Origin of the sequence: Streptomyces sp. SID8374 (assembly GCF_009865135.1) — a bacterium.
Lineage (GTDB): Bacteria > Actinomycetota > Actinomycetes > Streptomycetales > Streptomycetaceae > Streptomyces.
Genome location: NZ_WWGH01000001.1, coordinates 1926372 through 1943331 on the forward strand (window position 1 = coordinate 1926372; position 16960 = coordinate 1943331).

At 72.1% G+C, this 16960-nt stretch carries 17 protein-coding genes; 11 read left to right on the forward strand and 6 right to left on the reverse strand.

The features are described 5' to 3' along the window. The first annotated feature begins 57 nt into the window (after nucleotides 1-57). From GTY67_RS08625 to fabF, 5 genes are all read left to right on the forward strand, one after another. Nucleotides 58-1257: a helix-turn-helix domain-containing protein gene (locus GTY67_RS08625; protein ID WP_015608300.1), complete on the forward strand. Its 1200-nt coding sequence runs from the start codon at nucleotides 58-60 to the stop codon at nucleotides 1255-1257. Nucleotides 1258-1346: 89 nt separating this feature from the next. After that, nucleotides 1347-2264: an ACP S-malonyltransferase gene (locus tag GTY67_RS08630; RefSeq protein ID WP_161278289.1), complete on the forward strand. Its 918-nt coding sequence runs from the start codon at nucleotides 1347-1349 to the stop codon at nucleotides 2262-2264. Between the two features lie 13 nt (nucleotides 2265-2277). Beyond that, nucleotides 2278-3309 (forward strand): ketoacyl-ACP synthase III, encoded by a 1032-nt coding sequence (locus tag GTY67_RS08635; RefSeq protein WP_093693897.1) that lies wholly within the window; start codon nucleotides 2278-2280, stop codon nucleotides 3307-3309. A gap of 63 nt (nucleotides 3310-3372) precedes the next feature. After that, nucleotides 3373-3621, forward strand: coding sequence for an acyl carrier protein (locus tag GTY67_RS08640; protein WP_014045780.1), 249 nt, complete (start codon nucleotides 3373-3375; stop codon nucleotides 3619-3621). Nucleotides 3622-3697: 76 nt separating this feature from the next. Further along, nucleotides 3698-4960 carry a beta-ketoacyl-ACP synthase II gene (fabF, locus tag GTY67_RS08645; protein WP_161278290.1) on the forward strand — a complete coding sequence of 421 codons (1263 nt, stop codon included), beginning with the start codon at nucleotides 3698-3700 and terminating at the stop codon, nucleotides 4958-4960. A gap of 126 nt (nucleotides 4961-5086) precedes the next feature. Here fabF and GTY67_RS08650 read toward each other — a convergent pair whose 3' ends face one another. After that, on the reverse strand, nucleotides 5087-5581 hold the full coding sequence (locus tag GTY67_RS08650; RefSeq protein ID WP_053561392.1) for a DUF3145 domain-containing protein: 495 nt from the start codon (nucleotides 5579-5581) through the stop codon (nucleotides 5087-5089). A 400-nt stretch (nucleotides 5582-5981) separates the two neighbouring features. On the opposite strand from GTY67_RS08650, the gene GTY67_RS08655 reads away from it, so the two are divergent. The 3 genes from GTY67_RS08655 (at nucleotide 5982) to GTY67_RS08665 (ending at nucleotide 9142) form a co-directional block, all read left to right on the forward strand. Beyond that, entirely contained in the window at nucleotides 5982-6893 is a 912-nt protein-coding gene (locus GTY67_RS08655; RefSeq protein ID WP_202461371.1) for an SGNH/GDSL hydrolase family protein, read from the forward strand. An 11-nt stretch (nucleotides 6894-6904) separates the two neighbouring features. Beyond that, nucleotides 6905-7915, forward strand: coding sequence for an aldose epimerase family protein (locus GTY67_RS08660; RefSeq protein ID WP_161278292.1), 1011 nt, complete (start codon nucleotides 6905-6907; stop codon nucleotides 7913-7915). Between the two features lie 93 nt (nucleotides 7916-8008). Next, nucleotides 8009-9142, forward strand: a complete 1134-nt coding sequence (locus GTY67_RS08665) for an amidinotransferase (RefSeq protein WP_093693893.1) — start codon at nucleotides 8009-8011, stop codon at nucleotides 9140-9142. On the opposite strand, the gene GTY67_RS08670 is transcribed toward GTY67_RS08665, so the two are convergent. After that, nucleotides 9130-11622: a glycoside hydrolase family 3 C-terminal domain-containing protein gene (locus GTY67_RS08670; RefSeq protein WP_161278293.1), complete on the reverse strand. Its 2493-nt coding sequence runs from the start codon at nucleotides 11620-11622 to the stop codon at nucleotides 9130-9132. The genes GTY67_RS08665 and GTY67_RS08670 overlap by 13 nt on opposite strands. A gap of 171 nt (nucleotides 11623-11793) precedes the next feature. Between GTY67_RS08670 and GTY67_RS08675 the strand changes: the two genes are divergently transcribed. Further along, on the forward strand, nucleotides 11794-12378 hold the full coding sequence (locus GTY67_RS08675) for a TetR/AcrR family transcriptional regulator (RefSeq protein WP_161278294.1): 585 nt from the start codon (nucleotides 11794-11796) through the stop codon (nucleotides 12376-12378). 112 nt (nucleotides 12379-12490) lie between these two features. Here the strand turns inward: GTY67_RS08675 and GTY67_RS08680 are convergent, their stop codons facing one another. The 3 genes from GTY67_RS08680 to GTY67_RS08690 all read right to left on the reverse strand — a co-directional run bounded on the left by GTY67_RS08680 (nucleotide 12491) and on the right by GTY67_RS08690 (nucleotide 14911). Further along, entirely contained in the window at nucleotides 12491-13270 is a 780-nt protein-coding gene (locus GTY67_RS08680) for an EI24 domain-containing protein (RefSeq protein ID WP_161278295.1), read from the reverse strand. A gap of 93 nt (nucleotides 13271-13363) precedes the next feature. After that, a complete protein-coding gene (locus GTY67_RS08685; RefSeq protein ID WP_030564702.1) occupies nucleotides 13364-13792 on the reverse strand; it encodes an organic hydroperoxide resistance protein in 429 nt (142 codons plus the stop codon). Between the two features lie 99 nt (nucleotides 13793-13891). Further along, nucleotides 13892-14911: an NADP-dependent oxidoreductase gene (locus GTY67_RS08690; RefSeq protein ID WP_161278296.1), complete on the reverse strand. Its 1020-nt coding sequence runs from the start codon at nucleotides 14909-14911 to the stop codon at nucleotides 13892-13894. Nucleotides 14912-15028: 117 nt separating this feature from the next. Between GTY67_RS08690 and GTY67_RS08695 the strand changes: the two genes are divergently transcribed. Next, entirely contained in the window at nucleotides 15029-15454 is a 426-nt protein-coding gene (locus tag GTY67_RS08695) for a MarR family transcriptional regulator (RefSeq protein ID WP_093693889.1), read from the forward strand. Nucleotides 15455-15463: 9 nt separating this feature from the next. Here the strand turns inward: GTY67_RS08695 and GTY67_RS08700 are convergent, their stop codons facing one another. Then, complete coding sequence (locus GTY67_RS08700; protein ID WP_202461372.1) at nucleotides 15464-16180, reverse strand: hypothetical protein; 717 nt, start codon at nucleotides 16178-16180, stop codon at nucleotides 15464-15466. 124 nt (nucleotides 16181-16304) lie between these two features. On the opposite strand from GTY67_RS08700, the gene GTY67_RS08705 reads away from it, so the two are divergent. Further along, a complete protein-coding gene (locus GTY67_RS08705; protein ID WP_202461373.1) occupies nucleotides 16305-16871 on the forward strand; it encodes a hypothetical protein in 567 nt (188 codons plus the stop codon). The last annotated feature ends 89 nt before the right edge of the window (nucleotides 16872-16960 follow it).

The following is a 16960-nucleotide window of genomic DNA, read 5'->3' on the forward strand; positions in this document are numbered from 1 at the left end:
GCAAGACCATCGCCCCACCCCACCGATCCACCGGCCCGATAAGGCAGTCTTGTCCTCGTGCCCCGACCCGATCCTGAGCATTCCGCCGCCCACGACGCCCACCTGCATGCCGCGACCCTGAAACGGCTGGAGCAGTCATCCGGCCGGCTGGCCGCGAACGCGATTGCCCGCATGGACGAATCGCTGCCGTGGTACCGGGCGATGCCCCCGGAGAACCGGTCCTGGATCGGCCTGGTCGCCCAGGCCGGTATCGCGGCGTTCACCGAGTGGTTCCGGCATCCGGAGACCCCGCAGGCCATCTCGACCGATGTGTTCGGCACCGCCCCGCGCGAGCTGACCCGGGCGATCACGCTGCGGCAGACCGTCGAGATGGTGCGGACCACGATCGAGGTCATGGAGGCCGCGATCGAGGAGGTGGCCGCGCCCGGCGACGAGTCCGTGCTGCGGGAGGCGCTGCTCGTCTACGCGCGGGAGATCGCCTTCGCCACCGCCCAGGTCTACGCCCAGGCCGCCGAGGCCCGGGGGGCGTGGGACGCGCGTCTGGAGTCGCTGGTCGTCAACGCGGTGCTGTCCGGGGAGGCCGACGAAGGGGCCGTCTCCCGGGCCGCCGCGCTCGGGTGGAACTCACCCGAGCACGTCTGCGTCATCCTCGGCACCGCGCCCGACGGGGACAGCGAGCTGACCGTGGAGGCGATCCGGCGGGCCGCCCGGCACGCGAAGCTCCAGGTCCTCACCGGGGTCCTCGGCAACCGGCTCGTCGTCATCGCGGGCGGCAGCGACAACCCGCTCCAGGTCGCCAAGGGCCTGATCGGGCCGTACGCGGCCGGGCCGGTCGTCGCCGGGCCCGTGGTGCCGGACCTGCTGGCGGCCACCCGGTCCGCGCAGGCCGCGGCGGCCGGGCTGAAGGCCTGCCTGGCATGGCAGGACGCGCCCCGCCCGGTGCTCGCGGACGATCTCCTGCCCGAGCGCGCGATGGCCGGGGACCCTGCCGCGCGGGACCAGTTGGTGGAGGAGATCTACAGACCGCTGGAAGAAGCCGGTTCGGCGCTTCTGGAAACGCTGAGTGTCTATCTCGAACAGGCGAGCAGTCTGGAGGGGGCCGCACGGATGCTTTTCGTCCACCCCAACACCGTGCGCTACCGGCTACGACGTGTGACCGACGTCACCGGCTGGTCACCCTCCGATGTGCGCTCCGCGTTCACCCTCCGGATCGCCCTCATCCTGGGGCGCTTGGCCGCGGCGGATCCTCAGTCCTAGACTTTTGTCGGACTCCAACAATTCCCCTGACGGTTCTTCGTCCCTGTCCCCACGGGCGTTCCGAGCCGTCCACAAGAGAGAGTGTGAGGGTGCTCGTACTCGTCGCTCCCGGCCAAGGCGCTCAGACGCCCGGCTTCCTGACTCCCTGGCTCGACCTCCCCGGTGCCGCCGACCGCATCGCGGCCTGGTCCGACGCCATCGGGCTCGACCTTGCCCACTACGGCACTAAGGCCGACGCGGACGAGATCCGCGACACGGCCGTCGCCCAGCCGCTCCTGGTCGCCGCGGGCCTGCTCTCGGCCGCCGCCCTGGACGCGGTCTCCCCCGATGTCGTCGCGGGTCACAGCGTCGGTGAGATCACCGCCGCCGCGATCGCCGGTGTCATCGACGACGAGGCGGCGCTCCGCTTCGTCCGTACCCGCGGGCTCGGCATGGCCGAGGCCGCCGCGGTCACCGAGACCGGTATGGCGGCCCTGCTCGGCGGCGACCCCGCCGTGACGGTCCCGCACCTGGAGAAGCTCGGCCTGACCCCCGCCAACGTCAACGGGGGCGGCCAGATCGTCGCCGCCGGCACCGCGGCCCAGATCGCCGCCCTGGAGGCCGACAAGCCCGAGGGCGTACGCCGGGTCGTCGCGCTGAAGGTGGCCGGCGCGTTCCACACGCACCACATGGCCCCGGCCGTGGAGAAGCTGCGCGCGGCCGTCGGGGACCTCACGGTCACCGACCCGACCGTGCGGTACGTGTCCAACGCCGACGGCCACACGGTCGCCACCGGCACCGAGGTCATCGCCCGGCTGGTCGGCCAGGTCGCCAACCCGGTCCGCTGGGACCTGTGCATGGAGACCTTCCAGGAGCTCGGCGTGACCGCGCTGGTCGAGTTGAGCCCCGGGGGCACCCTCACCGGGCTCGCCAAGCGGGCGCTGCCCGGTGTGAAGACGCTCGCGCTCAAGACCCCCGACGACCTCGACGCCGCCCGCGCGCTCATCTCCGAGCACGCAGGCGCCTAAGGAGCCCGAGAGCATGTCGAAGATCAAGCCCAGCAAGGGCGCCCCGTACGCGCGCATCCTCGGGGTCGGCGGCTACCGCCCGACCCGGGTCGTGCCCAACGAGGTGATCCTCGAGACGATCGACTCCTCCGACGAGTGGATCCGCTCCCGCTCCGGCATCGTCACCCGCCACTGGGCCTCCGAGGAGGAGACCGTGGCGGCGATGTCGATCGAGGCGTCCGGCAAGGCCATCGCCGACGCGGGCATCGCGCCCGAGCAGATCGGCGCGGTCGTCGTCTCGACCGTCTCGCACTTCAAGCAGACCCCGGCCGTCGCCACCGAGATCGCCCACAAGATCGGCGCGGGCAAGCCGGCCGCCTTCGACATCTCGGCCGGCTGCGCGGGCTTCGGCTACGGCCTGACCCTGGCCAAGGGCATGATCGTCGAGGGTTCGGCGGAGTACGTCCTCGTCATCGGCGTGGAGCGGCTCAGCGACCTGACCGACCTGGAGGACCGCGCGACGGCCTTCCTGTTCGGTGACGGCGCGGGCGCGGTCGTCGTCGGCCCCTCCCAGGAGCCGGCCATCGGCCCGACCGTGTGGGGCTCCGAGGGCGACAAGTCCGAGACCATCAAGCAGACGGTGTCCTGGAACGACCTGCACATCGGCGACGTCTCCAAGCTGCCTCTCGACTCCAAGGGCGAGATCAAGTTCCCGGCCATCACCCAGGAGGGCCAGGCGGTCTTCCGCTGGGCCGTCTACGAGATGGCGAAGGTCGCCCAGCAGGCGCTGGACGCGGCCGGGGTCTCCCCCGAAGACCTGGACGTCTTCATCCCGCACCAGGCCAACATGCGGATCATCGACTCGATGGTGAAGACCCTCAAGCTGCCGGAACACGTCACGGTCGCCCGTGACATCGAGTCCACCGGCAACACGTCCGCCGCCTCGATCCCGCTCGCGATGGAGCGGCTCCTGGCGACCGGTCAGGCGAAGAGCGGCGACACCGCGCTCGTCATCGGCTTCGGGGCGGGTCTCGTCTACGCCGCGACGGTCGTTACCCTCCCCTAGGCACACCGGACCTTTCGGTCCGTATGCACGACCCCTGAAGAAACCCACCGAAGGAGCGCCAAGATGGCCGCCACGCAGGAAGAGATCGTCACCGGTCTCGCCGAGATCGTCAACGAGATCGCCGGTATCCCGGTCGAGGACGTCCAGCTGGACAAGTCCTTCACCGACGACCTGGACGTCGACTCGCTGTCCATGGTCGAGGTCGTCGTCGCCGCCGAGGAGCGCTTCGACGTCAAGATCCCCGACGAGGACGTCAAGAACCTCAAGACGGTCGGCGACGCTGCCGACTACATCCTGAAGCACCAGGGCTGATCCCAGCCCGGCTGTGTCGCCACCCGGCGGTGGCGCCGCTGATTCACGACCCTCTACACGTGGAGAAGATTTTCCAGTGAACTCGACCAATCGCACCGTGGTCGTCACCGGTATCGGCGCAACCACTCCGCTGGGTGGCGACTCCGCATCGACCTGGGAAGGTCTGATGGCCGGCCGGTCCGGCGTCAAGCCTCTCGAAGGCGAGCGCTTCGCCGAACTGCCCGTCCGGATCGCCGCCCTCGCGGCCGTCGACCCGAACGACGTACTGCCCCGCCCGCTCGCCCGGAAGCTGGACCGCTCGGCGCAGTTCGCGCTGATCGCGGCCCGCGAGGCCTGGGCGGACGCGGGCTTCACCGCCAAGGCCGGCGAGGACGGGTCCATCGCCCCCGAGCGGCTCGGCTCGGTCATCGCCTCCGGCATCGGCGGCGTGATCACCCTGCTCGACCAGTACGACGTGCTGAAGGAGAAGGGCGTACGCCGCGTCTCCCCGCACACCGTTCCCATGCTCATGCCCAACGGCCCGGCGGCCAACGTCGGCCTGGAGGTCAACGCCCAGGCCGGTGTGCACACGCCGGTCTCCGCCTGCGCGTCCGGCGCCGAGGCCATCGGGTACGCCGTCGAGATGATCCGCACCGGCCGAGCCGACGTGGTCGTCGCGGGCGGCACGGAGGCGGCGATCCACCCACTGCCGATCGCGGCCTTCGCCAACATGATGGCGATGTCCAAGAGCAACGACGAGCCGGAGAAGGCCTCGCGCCCGTACGACACGGCCCGTGACGGCTTCGTCCTCGGCGAGGGCGCGGGCGTCGTCATCCTGGAGTCGGCCGAGCACGCCGCCAAGCGGGGCGCCAAGGTCTACTGCGAGGTGCTGGGCCAGGGCCTGTCGGCCGACGCCCACCACATCGCGCAGCCCGAGCCGACCGGCCGGGGCATCGCGGCCGCCATGCAGAACCTGCTGGACTCCAGCGACCTCAAGCCGTCCGAGGTGGTCCACCTCAACGCGCACGCCACGTCGACGCCGCAGGGTGACATCGCGGAGATCAAGGCGCTGCGGAAGGTCCTGGGCGACGACCTGGACCATGTCGCGATCTCGGCGACGAAGTCGATGACGGGTCATCTGCTGGGTGGCGCGGGCGGTATCGAGACGGTCGCGACCGTGCTCGCGCTGCACCACCGGACCGCTCCGCCGACCATCAACGTCGACGACCTCGACGAGGCGATCGACGCGGACATCGTGCGCGGTGAGCCCCGGGTGCTGCCCGAGGGGCCGATCGCGGCGATCAACAACTCGTTCGGGTTCGGTGGGCACAACGTGGTGCTGGCGTTCCGGTCCGTGTGACCCTGCGCTTTACGGGTGAAGCCCGCTTCCCGGTGTTCTGGGGAGCGGGCTTCCGTGCGTTTCGGGGCGCTGCCCCGGACCCCGCTCCTCGATCACCGGAGAGGTGAAGAGGGGAAACGGAAGGGCCTACACCACCTGGTGCAGCCAGCGGACCGGCGCGCCCTCGCCCGCGTGGCGGAAGGACTCCAGCTCGTCGTCCCACGGCTTGCCGAGCAGGGAGGCGATCTCCGCCTCCAGGTCGCTCTCGCCGCGCGTGGAGCGGGCCAGGGCCGCGCGCAGGCGGTCCTCGGGGATCAGGATGTCACCGTGCATGCCGGTGACGGCGTGGAAGATGCCGAGGCCGGGGGTGGAGCTGTAGCGCTCGCCCTCGGCGGTGGGGCACGGCTCGGCGGTCACCTCGAAGCGCAGCATGTCCCAGCCGCGCAGCGCGGAGGCGAGCTGCGACGCGGTGCCGGCGCGGCCCTTCCAGGAGAATTCGGACCGCCAGGTGCCGGGCGCGGCCGGCTGTCTGATCCAGTCCAGCTGGACCCGCACACCGAGGACGCCCGCCACTGCCCATTCGACATGTGGGCACAGCGCGCGCGGTGCGGAGTGAACGTACAGGACTCCACGTGTCGTCACCGGAACCTCCCGTGTGGGACGAGGTACGCCTTCCCCAGCGGCCTCGCGCCCGCACCGCCTCTTTTCGGCCGGATCCCGAGGTTGTCATCAGTAAACAGCATCGGGAGTTAATCTCCTGAAAAGGGACAGTGTGTGACGTGACGTAATGTACCGGAGCCACCCGCCGTGGCGGGGGCGCGAGCGGTGCCACTGGTTCGACGGGGAAAAGCTACCGTGCGCGGGGGCCGTCCGTGTGACGTACCGTCGGTCCGGGCCCCCTGATTCGCCGGCTTTCACCCGGCAGGGCGCGCACGCCCACGACCTGGGGATCATGGGCTTGCCGGGGGCATGACCAGAGGCATAGACCAGGGCTTGGACCGGAGGGGAACCACAGATGCCGGAGCGTGCGACACGCCCTCGAATGCGTACCGCCGGGGCCGCGCTGACGGCGCTCTCGTTCGTCGGTGTCGCCGCGCTGGCCGGATGCAGCGGTGAGGGCTCGGGTGACGGCGTGTCACAGAACGCGCCCGCCACCGCCTCCTCCTCACCTTCCGCCTCGCCGTCGCCCTCCCCCGCCTCCGGCTGGAACCCGAACCCGGGGTCCGTCGCGGCGGTCGGGGACTCCATCACCCGGGGCTTCGACGCCTGCTCGGTGCTGGCGGACTGCCCCGAGGTCTCCTGGGCGACCGGGAGCGACCGGCTGGTGCGGAGCCTGGCCGTCCGGCTGCTGGGTGAGAAGAAGGCGGCGGACCGGAGCTGGAACCACGCGGTGTCGGGGGCCCGGATGGTGCAGCTGCCGGAGCAGATGGCGCTGGCGGCGAAGGAGCGGCCGGAGCTGGTCACGGTGATGATGGGCGCCAACGACGCCTGCCGGGACTCGGTGCGGCTGATGACGCCCGTGGCGGACTTCCGGGCGTCGTTCGAGACGGCGATGGGGCAGCTGCGGGCCGGGGCGCCCAAGGCGCAGGTGTACGTGTCCAGCGTGCCGGACCTGAAGCGGCTCTGGTCGACCGGGCGGCTCAACGAGACCGGCAAGAAGATCTGGAGCCTCGGCATCTGCCGGTCGATGCTGGCGGACGCGGACGACCTGGGGCCCGCGGCCGTGGCGCGGCGGGACGCGGTGCAGGACCGGGTGGTGGCGTACAACGAGGTGCTGCGGGACGTCTGCGCGAAGGACCGGCACTGCCGGTACGACGGCGGCGCGGTCTTCGGCTTCCGCTTCACCGGGGCGCAGCTCAGCCAGTGGGACTGGTTCCACCCCAGCCGCGACGGCCAGGCCCGGCTGGCGGAGATCGCCTACCGCAACATCACGGCCGCCGAACCCCCCGCGTAGGGTCCAGCCCTATGAGCATGGGGACGACGACATCCACGTACGCGGAAGACTTCGGCACCCTCGCGGACGGTTCGCCCGTACGCCGGTGGACGCTGGAGCGGGACGCGGTCCGCGTCCGCGTGCTGACGTACGGCGCGATCGTGCAGTCCGTGGAGGTGCCGGGGCGCGACGGTGTGCGGGGAGCCGTGGCGCTGGGGCTGCCGGAGGTGGCGGGGTACGAGGAGTTCCCGGCGCCCTATTTCGGTGCGGTGGTCGGGCGGTACGCGAACCGGATCGGGGGCGCCTCCTTCGTGCTGGACGGCCGGACGTACCGCCTGACGCCCAACGAGGGCCGCGTCCATCTGCACGGCGGGGTGCGGGGCTTCGACAAGCGGGTGTGGGAGGCGGAGCCGGTCCCGGGCGGGGTGCGGCTGTCCCTGGTGGCCGAGGACGGTGAGGAGGGCTATCCGGGGCGGGTCGACTTCTCGGTGACGTACACCCTGGGGCCGGGCGGGGTGCTGCGGATCGGCTACCGGGCGGTGACCGACGCGCCGACCGTGCTCAACCCGACCTCCCATCTGTACTGGAACCTGGCGGGAGCGCTGAGTGGGAGCGCGCTGGGGCAGGAGCTGCGGATCGCGGCCGGGCACATCACGCCGGTGGGCGCGGACGCGGTGCCGACCGGGGAGTTCGCACCGGTGGCGGGGACCCGGTTCGACTTCCGGCAGGGGCGGGCGGTGGAGGCCGGGTACGACCAGAACTTCGTGCTGGACGGGGACGGGGAGGCGGGCGCGGAACGTTTCGCCGCCGAGCTGTACGACGCCGGGTCCGGGCGGGTGCTGACCGTGCGGACCACCGAGCCGGGGCTCCAGCTCTACACGGCCGACCACTTCGACGGGCGGCCGTTCGTGCCGTGTGCCGGGATCGCGCTGGAGACCCAGCACTTCCCGGACTCCCCGAACCGGCCGGAGTTCCCCAGCACCGTGCTGCGGCCCGGCGAGGAGTTCACCTCCCGTACGGAGTACGCGTTCTCGGTCCGCTGACGCCCGGGCGGGCCCTACCGGTGGCGCGAACCCGCTCTCCCCGTTCACCATGGGTAGCGTGATGTGCCCGTCGGCGACCGAGGGTGGTTGATCATGACGACAGTGGAGCGGAGGCCCCGCATTCCGGCCGCCGAGGACACCGCCCCGCTCATCTCGCCGGTCAGTTCCCACAACGAGTGGGACCCGTTGGAGGAGATCATCGTCGGGCGGCTGGACGACGCGACGATCCCTTCCAGCCATCCGGTGGTCTCCTGCAACATCCCGCCATGGGCCGCTCGCCTCCAGGGACTGGCGGCGGGCTGCAAATACCCGCGCCGGCTGATCGAACCGGCCCAGGAGGAGCTGGACGGGTTCGTCTCGCTGCTCCAGTCGCTCGGGATCACCGTCACCCGCCCGGACGCGTTCGACCACCGGAAGCGGTTCGCCACCCCCGACTGGTCCTCGCGGGGCTTCTGCAACACCTGCCCGCGCGACAGCATGCTGGTGATCGGCGACGAGATCATCGAGACCCCGATGGCGTGGCCGTGCCGGTACTTCGAGACGCACTCCTACCGCCGGATCCTCAAGGACTACTTCCGGCGCGGGGCCCGCTGGACGGCCGCGCCGAAACCGCAGCTGACGGACGAACTCTTCGAGAAGGACTTCCGTACGCCCCGGGCCGATGAGCCCATGCGGTACATCCTCACCGAGTTCGAGCCGGTCTTCGACGCCGCCGACTTCGTCCGGGCCGGGCGCGATCTGTTCGTGACGCGCTCCAACGTCACCAACGCCATGGGCATCGAGTGGCTGCGCCGCCACCTCGGCCCCGGCTACCGCATCCACGAGATCGAGAGCCGCTGCCGTACGCCCATGCACATCGACACCACGTTCCTCGTGCTGGCGCCCGGCAAGGCGCTGGTCAACCCCGACTACATCGATGTCGACCGGCTGCCCGCCGTCCTGGACTCCTGGGACATCCTGGTCGCCCCCGAGCCGGAGCCGGTCAAGGACCTTGTGCTCCGGACCACCTCGATGTGCGGCAAGTGGCTGAGCATGAACATCCTCATGGTCGACGAGACGCGGGTCATCGCGGAGCGCCACCACACCGGGATGCTGCGGGCGCTCGAACGGTGGGGGTTCGAGCCGATCCCCTGCGACCTGATGCACTACGCGCCGTTCGGCGGCTCCTTCCACTGCGCGACGCTGGACGTGCGGCGGCGCGGGACGCTGGAGTCCTACTTCGACTGATCCCCGGTGACCTCCACCGTCGTGGTCGCCCGGATGTCCGCCAGGGAGCGGGCGGCCTGGACCTCGTACGTGCCGGGGACCGTCCGCCAGCCGTACGCCTCCTCGTCCCAGACCTGGTACGCGCGCGTCTCGACGGGGACCGTGACCTCCACGCTCTCGCCGGGGGCCGCGGTGACCCGGGCGAAGCCGGCGAGCCAGCGGGCCGGGCGCTCGGGGGCGCCGGAAACCGTTTCCGGCGCCAGGTAGATCTGGACGGTGTCGCTGCCGGGGCGGGGGCCGGTGTTGCGGACGTGGACGGTGACCGACTCGGGGGTGGCCGTGACGGTGTCGTACTCCCAGGTGGTGTAGCCGAGGCCGTGTCCGAAGGCGTACGCGGGGGTCGTGCCCGCCTTCTCCCAGGCGCGGTAGCCGATGAAGACGCCTTCGCTGTACGGGAGTTCGCCGCCCGTGGGGGTGGTGGCGGAGACCGGGACGTCGGCCAGGGTGACCGGCCAGGTGGTGGGGAGGCGACCGCCGGGCTCCTCCTCCCCGCACAGGACGTCGGCGAGCGCGTGGCCCGCCTCCTGGCCGGGGAACCAGGTCAGCAGGACCGCGGCCACCTCGTCGCGCCAGGGCAGCTCCACCGGGGAGCCGGAGTTGACGACGACGACCGTACGGGGGTTGGCGGCGGCGACCGCGTGGACCAGGGCGTCCTGGTGGCCGGGGAGCTTGAGGTCGGTGCGGTCGAAGCCCTCGGACTCGACGCGTTCGGTGGTGCCGACGACCACGATCGCGGTGTCCGCCGTGCGGGCCGCCTCGACGGCTTCGGCGATCAGCTCGTCCGGGTCGCGGAGCGGGGCGAGGTGGACGAGCGAGAAGGCGGCGCCCTTGAGGGGGTGGCCGGTTCCGGGGCCGGGGCGGTGGTTGAGGGAGACCCGGACGGGGGTGTGCGCGGTGAGGGGGAGGCGGCCGCGTTCGACGGGCTCGTTGAAGAAGGCGCCGAGCGGGTCGGTGCCGGGGGCGCGGTCCTGGGTGCCCTCGAAGAGGGGGCGGTCGTCGACGGTGAGGGCGAAGGAGCCGGTGCCCCGGGTGCCGAAGGTGTGCTCGCCGCTCTCGCGGGGGGTGAAGGTGCCGGTGATCTCGACGGTGTCCAGGGTGTCGTGGGTGACGCCGTCGGGCAGGTCGGCGCCGATCCACTGGATCTGGCCGCTGGGCAGCGGGACGGTGGCGAGGACGGTCCCCTCCGCGTCACGGCAGACGGCGGTGAGGTCGAACCCGGCTTCCGCGATGGCCAGTTCGTCGCTGGGGTCGGCGCCGACCGCGTACGTCAGCGCGCCCTCGGGAAGGGCGGCGGTCAGCCCGTCCAGCGGGGAGACCACATGGTCGGGGAAGACCAGGGCCGAGCCGCCGCCGAGCACCCGGGCGTCCCGGGCCAGTGCGCCGGAGAGGGCGACGGTGGTGCCGGGGGCGAGCGGGAGGGCGGCGGCCCCGTCGCGTACCTCGTTGCGTACGAGGACGAAGGAGCGGCGGGCGATCTCGCGGGCCAGCGCCTCGCCGTCCACGGGTGCGGGGAGGTCGGCGGCGGGCACCACGGGCGGGGCCGGCTCCAGGGCGCCGGTGCGGGCGGCGAGCAGCAGGATGTTCCGTACGGCGATGTCGACGATCTTCTCGTCCACCTCGCCCGCTCGGACGGCGTCGGCCAGCGCCTCGCCGTAGACCGTGCGCGGGCCGGGCATCGCGGCGTCCAGGCCGCCGGTGATGGCGCCGACGGTGGTCCGGGCGGCGAGCCAGTCGGAGACGATGAAGCCGTCGAAGCCCCATTCGCCGCGCAGCACGGCGTTCTGGAGGTAGCGGTGCTCGGTCATCGTGGAGCCGTTGACCTGGTTGTAGGCGGCCATGATGCCCCAGGGGTGGGCGTTCCTGACGATCCGCTCGAAGGGGGCGAGGTACAGCTCGCGCAGGGGGCGCGGGGCGACCACGTTGTTCACGGTGAAGCGGTCGGTCTCGGCGTCGTTGGCCACGAAGTGCTTGACGGTGGTGCCGACGCCGCCGTCCTGGACGCCCCGGACGTAACCGGTGCCGATCTCGCCGGTGAGGTAAGGGTCCTCGCTGTACGCCTCGAAGTGGCGGCCGCCGAGCGGGGTGCGGTGCAGGTTGACCGTGGGGGCGAGCAGCACGTGGACGCCCTTGCGGCGGGCCTCCTGGGCGAGCAGCCGCCCCGCGCGGCGGGCCAGCTCCGGGTCCCAGGCGGCGGCGAGGGCGGTGGGTGAGGGCAGGGCGATCGAGGGGTCGGCGGCGGTCCAGCGGACGCCTCGGACGCCGATCGGGCCGTCCGACATCACCAGGGAGCGCAGGCCGATCGCGGGCAGGGCGGGCAGCGACCACAGGTCCTGGCCGGCCAGGAGGCGCGCCTTGTCGTCGAGGCCGAGGGCGGCGAGGGCCGCGTCGACGGCCTCCCGGCGGAGGGCCTTGGGGTTGCTGGTGCTGGACGCGGCTGCCACGGCCGTACCTCCTGGTCGAGTCCGGTGGACACCTCCATGGTGACGCGCTTACCGGTAGCACGGTAGTTTTCGTTACGTGTTCGTTACGCCATCGGTGGCGGGTCCGGTGAAGACGTACGGTTCTGGTGAGCGTGACCGGTGTGGGACCGGGCGGCAGGGAAGGGGCCGGCGATGGCACGGGCCAGGAGCGAGGAGCGGCGGGCCGAGATCCTGCGGGCCACCCTCGAAGTGATCGCCGAGCGCGGCTACCGGGGTGCGACGCTGGGGGCGGTGGCCGAGCGGGTGGGCCTGACCCAGCAGGGGCTGCTGCACTACTTCCCGACGAAGGAAGCGCTGCTGGTGGCGGTGCTGGAGGACCGGGACCGGTGGGACACCGGCGGGGGCGGCGGCGAGGACGGGGCCTGGCGGCTGGAGCTGCTGGGCTCGCTGGTGGAGTACAACGCGATGCGGCCGGTGATCGTGCAGACCTTCTCGGCGCTGCTCGGCGAGAGCGTGACGGAGGACCACCCGGCCCGCGAGTTCTTCACCCGCCGCTACACCCAGGTCCGGGCGGGCATGGCCGCCACCCTGCGCGCCGAGTACGGCGACACGCTGCCGGGCGGGCTGACCCCGGAGCGGGCGGCGGTGCTGCTGGTGGCGGTGATGGACGGGTTGCAGTACCAGTGGCTGCTGGACCCGGATGCGGTGGACATGCCGGGGGCGTTCGGGGACTTCCTGGGGCTGCTCCGGGGCGCGGACGGACCGGAGGCCCCGTAAGCCTCAGGGCGTCAGGCCCAGGGTGACGCCGAGGCCGGCCAGAACCGAGACGTGACATGGGCCAGGACGCCCGCCGCGAGGACGGTGATGGCGGCGACCGTCGGCAGCCCGGTCACGCGGCCCGCTCCTTCGGGGCGGCCGCGTCGCCGCTGCCTGCCGGGTCGACCAGGTCGCGGGCGAGGAGGGTGGCCCCGGCGACCGCTCCCGGCATCAGGAACACCGCGACGAACGGGACCAGGAACGAGGCGGCGAGCGGGACGCCGAAGCCGAGCACCAGCAGCCGGCGGCCGCGCAGCAGGCCCAGGCGCTTCTTCAGGACCAGCCCCCGGCGCTGGAGCGCCACCCCGGTCAGCTCCTCCGCCAGGAAGAAGCCGGAGACGCAGAGGCCGATCGCGGGGACGACGGTCTGGCCGACGACCGGGATGAAGCCGCAGGCGAAGAGGGCGATCCCGAAGAGGGCGACGCGCAGCAGGATGCGTACGGAGTCCCGGGCGGAGATCCACAGTTCGCGCCAGAGCGGCAGCCCGGACTCGTGGACCTCGCCGCCCTCGCTCCGTTCGACCTCCTCGGAGAGCGACTCGTAGAACGGCTGGCCGACCAGCAGGGTGACGGCGGTGAAGGTGATGACCGCGAGGAAGAGGCCGAAGACGAAGACGAACGCGGTCAGCGTGGTGCGGAGCAGGCCGAGCCAGGGCGAGGACCAGTCGTCGGCGAACGGGGTGGCCCAGGCGGCGAGGTCGTCGGCGCCGTAGCCGAGTCCCACCAGGGCACCGGCGTACACGACGAGGGTGATGAGTCCGGGCAGCAGCCCGAAGCCGAACCAGCGGCCGTGCCCGAGGACCCAGCGCTGCCCCTTCACCAAGTAGCCGAAGCCCGCCCCGAGATCGTTCATGGGCGTCAGCGTACTGGCGTACGGAAGCAGTACGGAAAACGGCGAGGACCGCACCCCGGAGCGGGGTGCGGTCCTCGTGCCGAGGCGGGGCCGTCAGGCGACGGAGAGCTCGACCTTGATGTTGCCGCGGGTCGCGTTCGAGTACGGGCAGACCTGGTGGGCCTTCTCGATGAGCGACTGGGCGGTGGCGGCGTCGACGTTGGGGATGGTCGCGCTGATGGCGACCTCCAGGCCGAAGCCGCCGGCCTCGGTCTTGCCGATGGAGACCGAGGCGGTGACCGTGGAGCCGGAGATGTCGGCCTTCTCCTGGCGGGCGACGACGCCCAGCGCGCCCTGGAAGCAGGCGCTGTACCCGGCCGCGAAGAGCTGCTCGGGGTTGGTGCCCGCGCCGCTGCCGCCGAGGGCCTTCGGCGGGTTGACGACGACGTCCAGCTGGCCGTCGTCCGAGGAGACGCGGCCGTCGCGGCCGTTCTCGGCGGTGGCGACAGCGGTGTACGCGACGTCGATCTTCTGGATGGTCATGATGTGAGGATTCCTCCTGTTGGTGCGCCGCGACTCGCGCCCACGATCGCGACGGCCTGGGGTGAGCCTAACGCGTGACCGGGGCGGGCCGGGGGCGGGTCAGACGAGCGAAACGATCATCTTCCCGGTGTTCTCACCGCGCAGGAGGCCGACAAACGCGTCGTAGCCGTTCTCGATGCCCTCGACCTTGGTCTCGCGGTACTTCAGCTCGCCGGAGGCCAGCCAGCCGGCGACCTCCTCGACGAACTTCGGCTGGAGGTCGGCGTGGTCGCCGACGAGCATGCCCTGGAGGCGCAGCCGCTTGCCGATGATCAGCGCCATGTTGCGCGGGCCGGGGGTCGGCTCGGTCGCGTTGTACTGGGCGATCATGCCGCAGATGGTGGCGCGGCCGTGCACGTTGAGCGCGCCGATCGCGGCTTCGAGGTGGTCGCCGCCGACGTTGTCGAAGTAGACGTCGATGCCGTCGGGGGCGGCTTCCTTGAGCTGGTCGCGGACCGGCCCGTTCTTGTAGTTGAAGGCGGCGTCGAAGCCGTACTCCTCGGTGAGGAGCTTGACCTTCTCGTCGGAGCCGGCGGAGCCGATGACCCGGGAGGCGCCCTTGAGCTTGGCGAGCTGGCCGACCTGGCTGCCGACGGCACCGGCGGCGCCGGAGACGAAGACCGCGTCGCCCTCCTTGAAGGAGGCGACGTCGAACAGGCCCGCGTAGGCGGTGAGTCCGGTCATGCCGAGCACGCCGAGGTAGGCGGAGAGCGGGGCGAGGTCGGGGTCGACCTTCACCGCGTGCTTGGCGGGCACATCGGCGATCTCGCGCCAGCCGAGGCCGTGCAGGACGTGGTCGCCGACGGCGAAGCCCTCGGCGTTCGAGGCGATGACCTCGCCGACCGCGCCGCCGTCCATGGGGTGGTCCAGCTTGAAGGGCGGGGTGTACGACTTCACGTCGTTCATCCGGCCGCGCATGTACGGGTCGACCGAGAAGAACTTGTTGCGGACGAGGATGCGGCCTTCGGCCGGAGCGGCCACGGCGGCCTCACGCAGCGCGAAGTCCTCGGCCTTGGGCCAGCCGTGGGGGCGGGCGACGAGGTGCCATTCGCGGCTGGACGTGGGAAGTGCAGCAGACATGGGCTCGGGTTCTCCTCAATGTCCTACGGGGGAAGCCTTACGGAAAAGCTTCATGACATGAAACAACCGTGCACCTGAATATTTCATATTGTCAAGTAAATCGGTACGCTGGTCTCCATGGCCACCCGCACAGACCCCCTGACCCTTGAGGTCGTCGACCTCATCGGCACCGTCGTGGCGCGCTACCACGAGGAGTACGACCGGGCCGCCGCCGAGCACTCCCTCACCGGGGCACAGGCGCGGGTCCTCGGGCTGCTCGCGCTGGAGCCCACCCCGATGCGGAAGATCGCCGTCAAGCTGAAGTGCGAGCCGTCGAACGTGACCGGCATCGTCGACCGCCTGGAGACCCGCGGCCTGGTCGAACGCCGGCCCGACCCGGTCGACCGCCGCGTGAAGGTGGCCGCCGCGACGGAGACGGGCGTGCGGACGGCCCGGCAGCTGCGGGACTCGCTGAACTTCGCCCGCGAGCCGCTGGCCGAGCTGTCGGAGGCGGAGCGGACGGTGCTACGGGATCTGCTGCGGCGGATGCTGGGCGAGGCGTAAGCGCCGCCCCTACCGGCACCACCAGAGGAACGGCGTGCAGGTCGGCGACGGTGTCGGCGTGGGCGTCGGGGCCTCGGTCGGGCCGTCCGGCGGCGGGGGCGCCGGTGCCGTCGGCGGCTCCTCCGGCTCGCCCGGGCCCGGCGGGTCGGCGGGCGGGCTGTCGGAGGGGTCCGGGGTGGAGCCGGGTGAGGCGGTCGCCTCGTCCGGGTCCGGGGCCGAGGACGTCGTGGGCGCGGCGGAGGCGTCGGGGGTGGGCGAGTCGGAGGGGCCGGACGCCGGGGAGCTGCCCGACGGCGACGGGTCCACGGGCTTGCCCAGGCCGGAGGTGACCGGGCCCGGATCCTGCGGCGCACCACCGCCGGACGCGGAGTCCGGCACGGTCTCGCCGGGGCCGCGCGGTGCGTCCTGTACGAAGTCGGCGGCGGTGTCGTCCCGGCCGCCCGGCTCCATGGCCAGCTCCGCCAGGCTCAGCGCACCCGCCGCCAGGACCAGACCGCCCACCGCGAGCAGCGCCGTACGGCCGCGTCTGCGGTGGCTGCCCCGCGCACGCCGGCGGGAACGGGTGGCGGGGGCGGGCGCGGCGGCTCCCTCGGGGGCGTCCTGCGCCTGGCCCGCGGGCGTCGGCGCGGGCACCGCGAAGGGGCCCAGTGCCTCGGCGGGAGTTCCGCACCCGGCGCAGGCCAGGGCTCCGTTGAGATGCCGTCGGCACGGGTGGCAGTAATCCATGGCGCCCGCAGATTAGACGTGCACAGTTCAACGGAGGAAGCGGACCAGGTGAGGATCCTGTGAGGAACGGCGGATTCCGCGAACAGCCGGTCCGATACGCCTGACCTGCGGGAAGATGGGCGGCATGACCGCTCCCACCCCCTTCGGCCCCCGCGAGTTCCAGCTCGTCCTGCTCCGCAGGATGGCCGACCACCAGCCCGGTCTCGTCGAGGACGCCCGGCAGGAGATGAGCGCCTCGCTCGCCGATATGCGAGAGGCCAACCGCCGCTGGCAGGCGATGGTCCGCGCGCCCCGGGGGCGCGGGTCGCTGCGGCGCTACCGCTCGGTGCTCGGTGAGCCGGAGCTGACGCTGAAGCGGCGGGTGGGCGACCTGGAGTGCGAGGCGCTGCTCTGGCCGGTGCCGCTCTGGCCGGACCTCCGGTTCGAGGTGATGGCCGGGCCGGGCGGGGCCGTGTGGAACGAGTGGCTGGTCCGGGCCCCGGGGGCGGCGGGCCCCGAGCTCGCCTCCGTACCTTCTCTGGAGCCCTGGTCGTGCACCGTGGACGAGGTGGCCCGGGCGTTCCCCCCGGCGCGGCCGATGGAGGGCAGCGCGCCGACCCGGTGGGCGCTGGCCCTCACCGACCCGGACAGCGGCGAGCCGTACGTCGCCGAGTTCACCTGGGGGCTGTTCCAGCGACTGCTGCCCGGGTGAGGCCCATAAGGCCCCGGGGTCCTGGCACGGCGTCAGCTTCCTCCCCTCGTACGGCGCATCCCAGCGCGCGCGACCCGGCCGGGAACGCG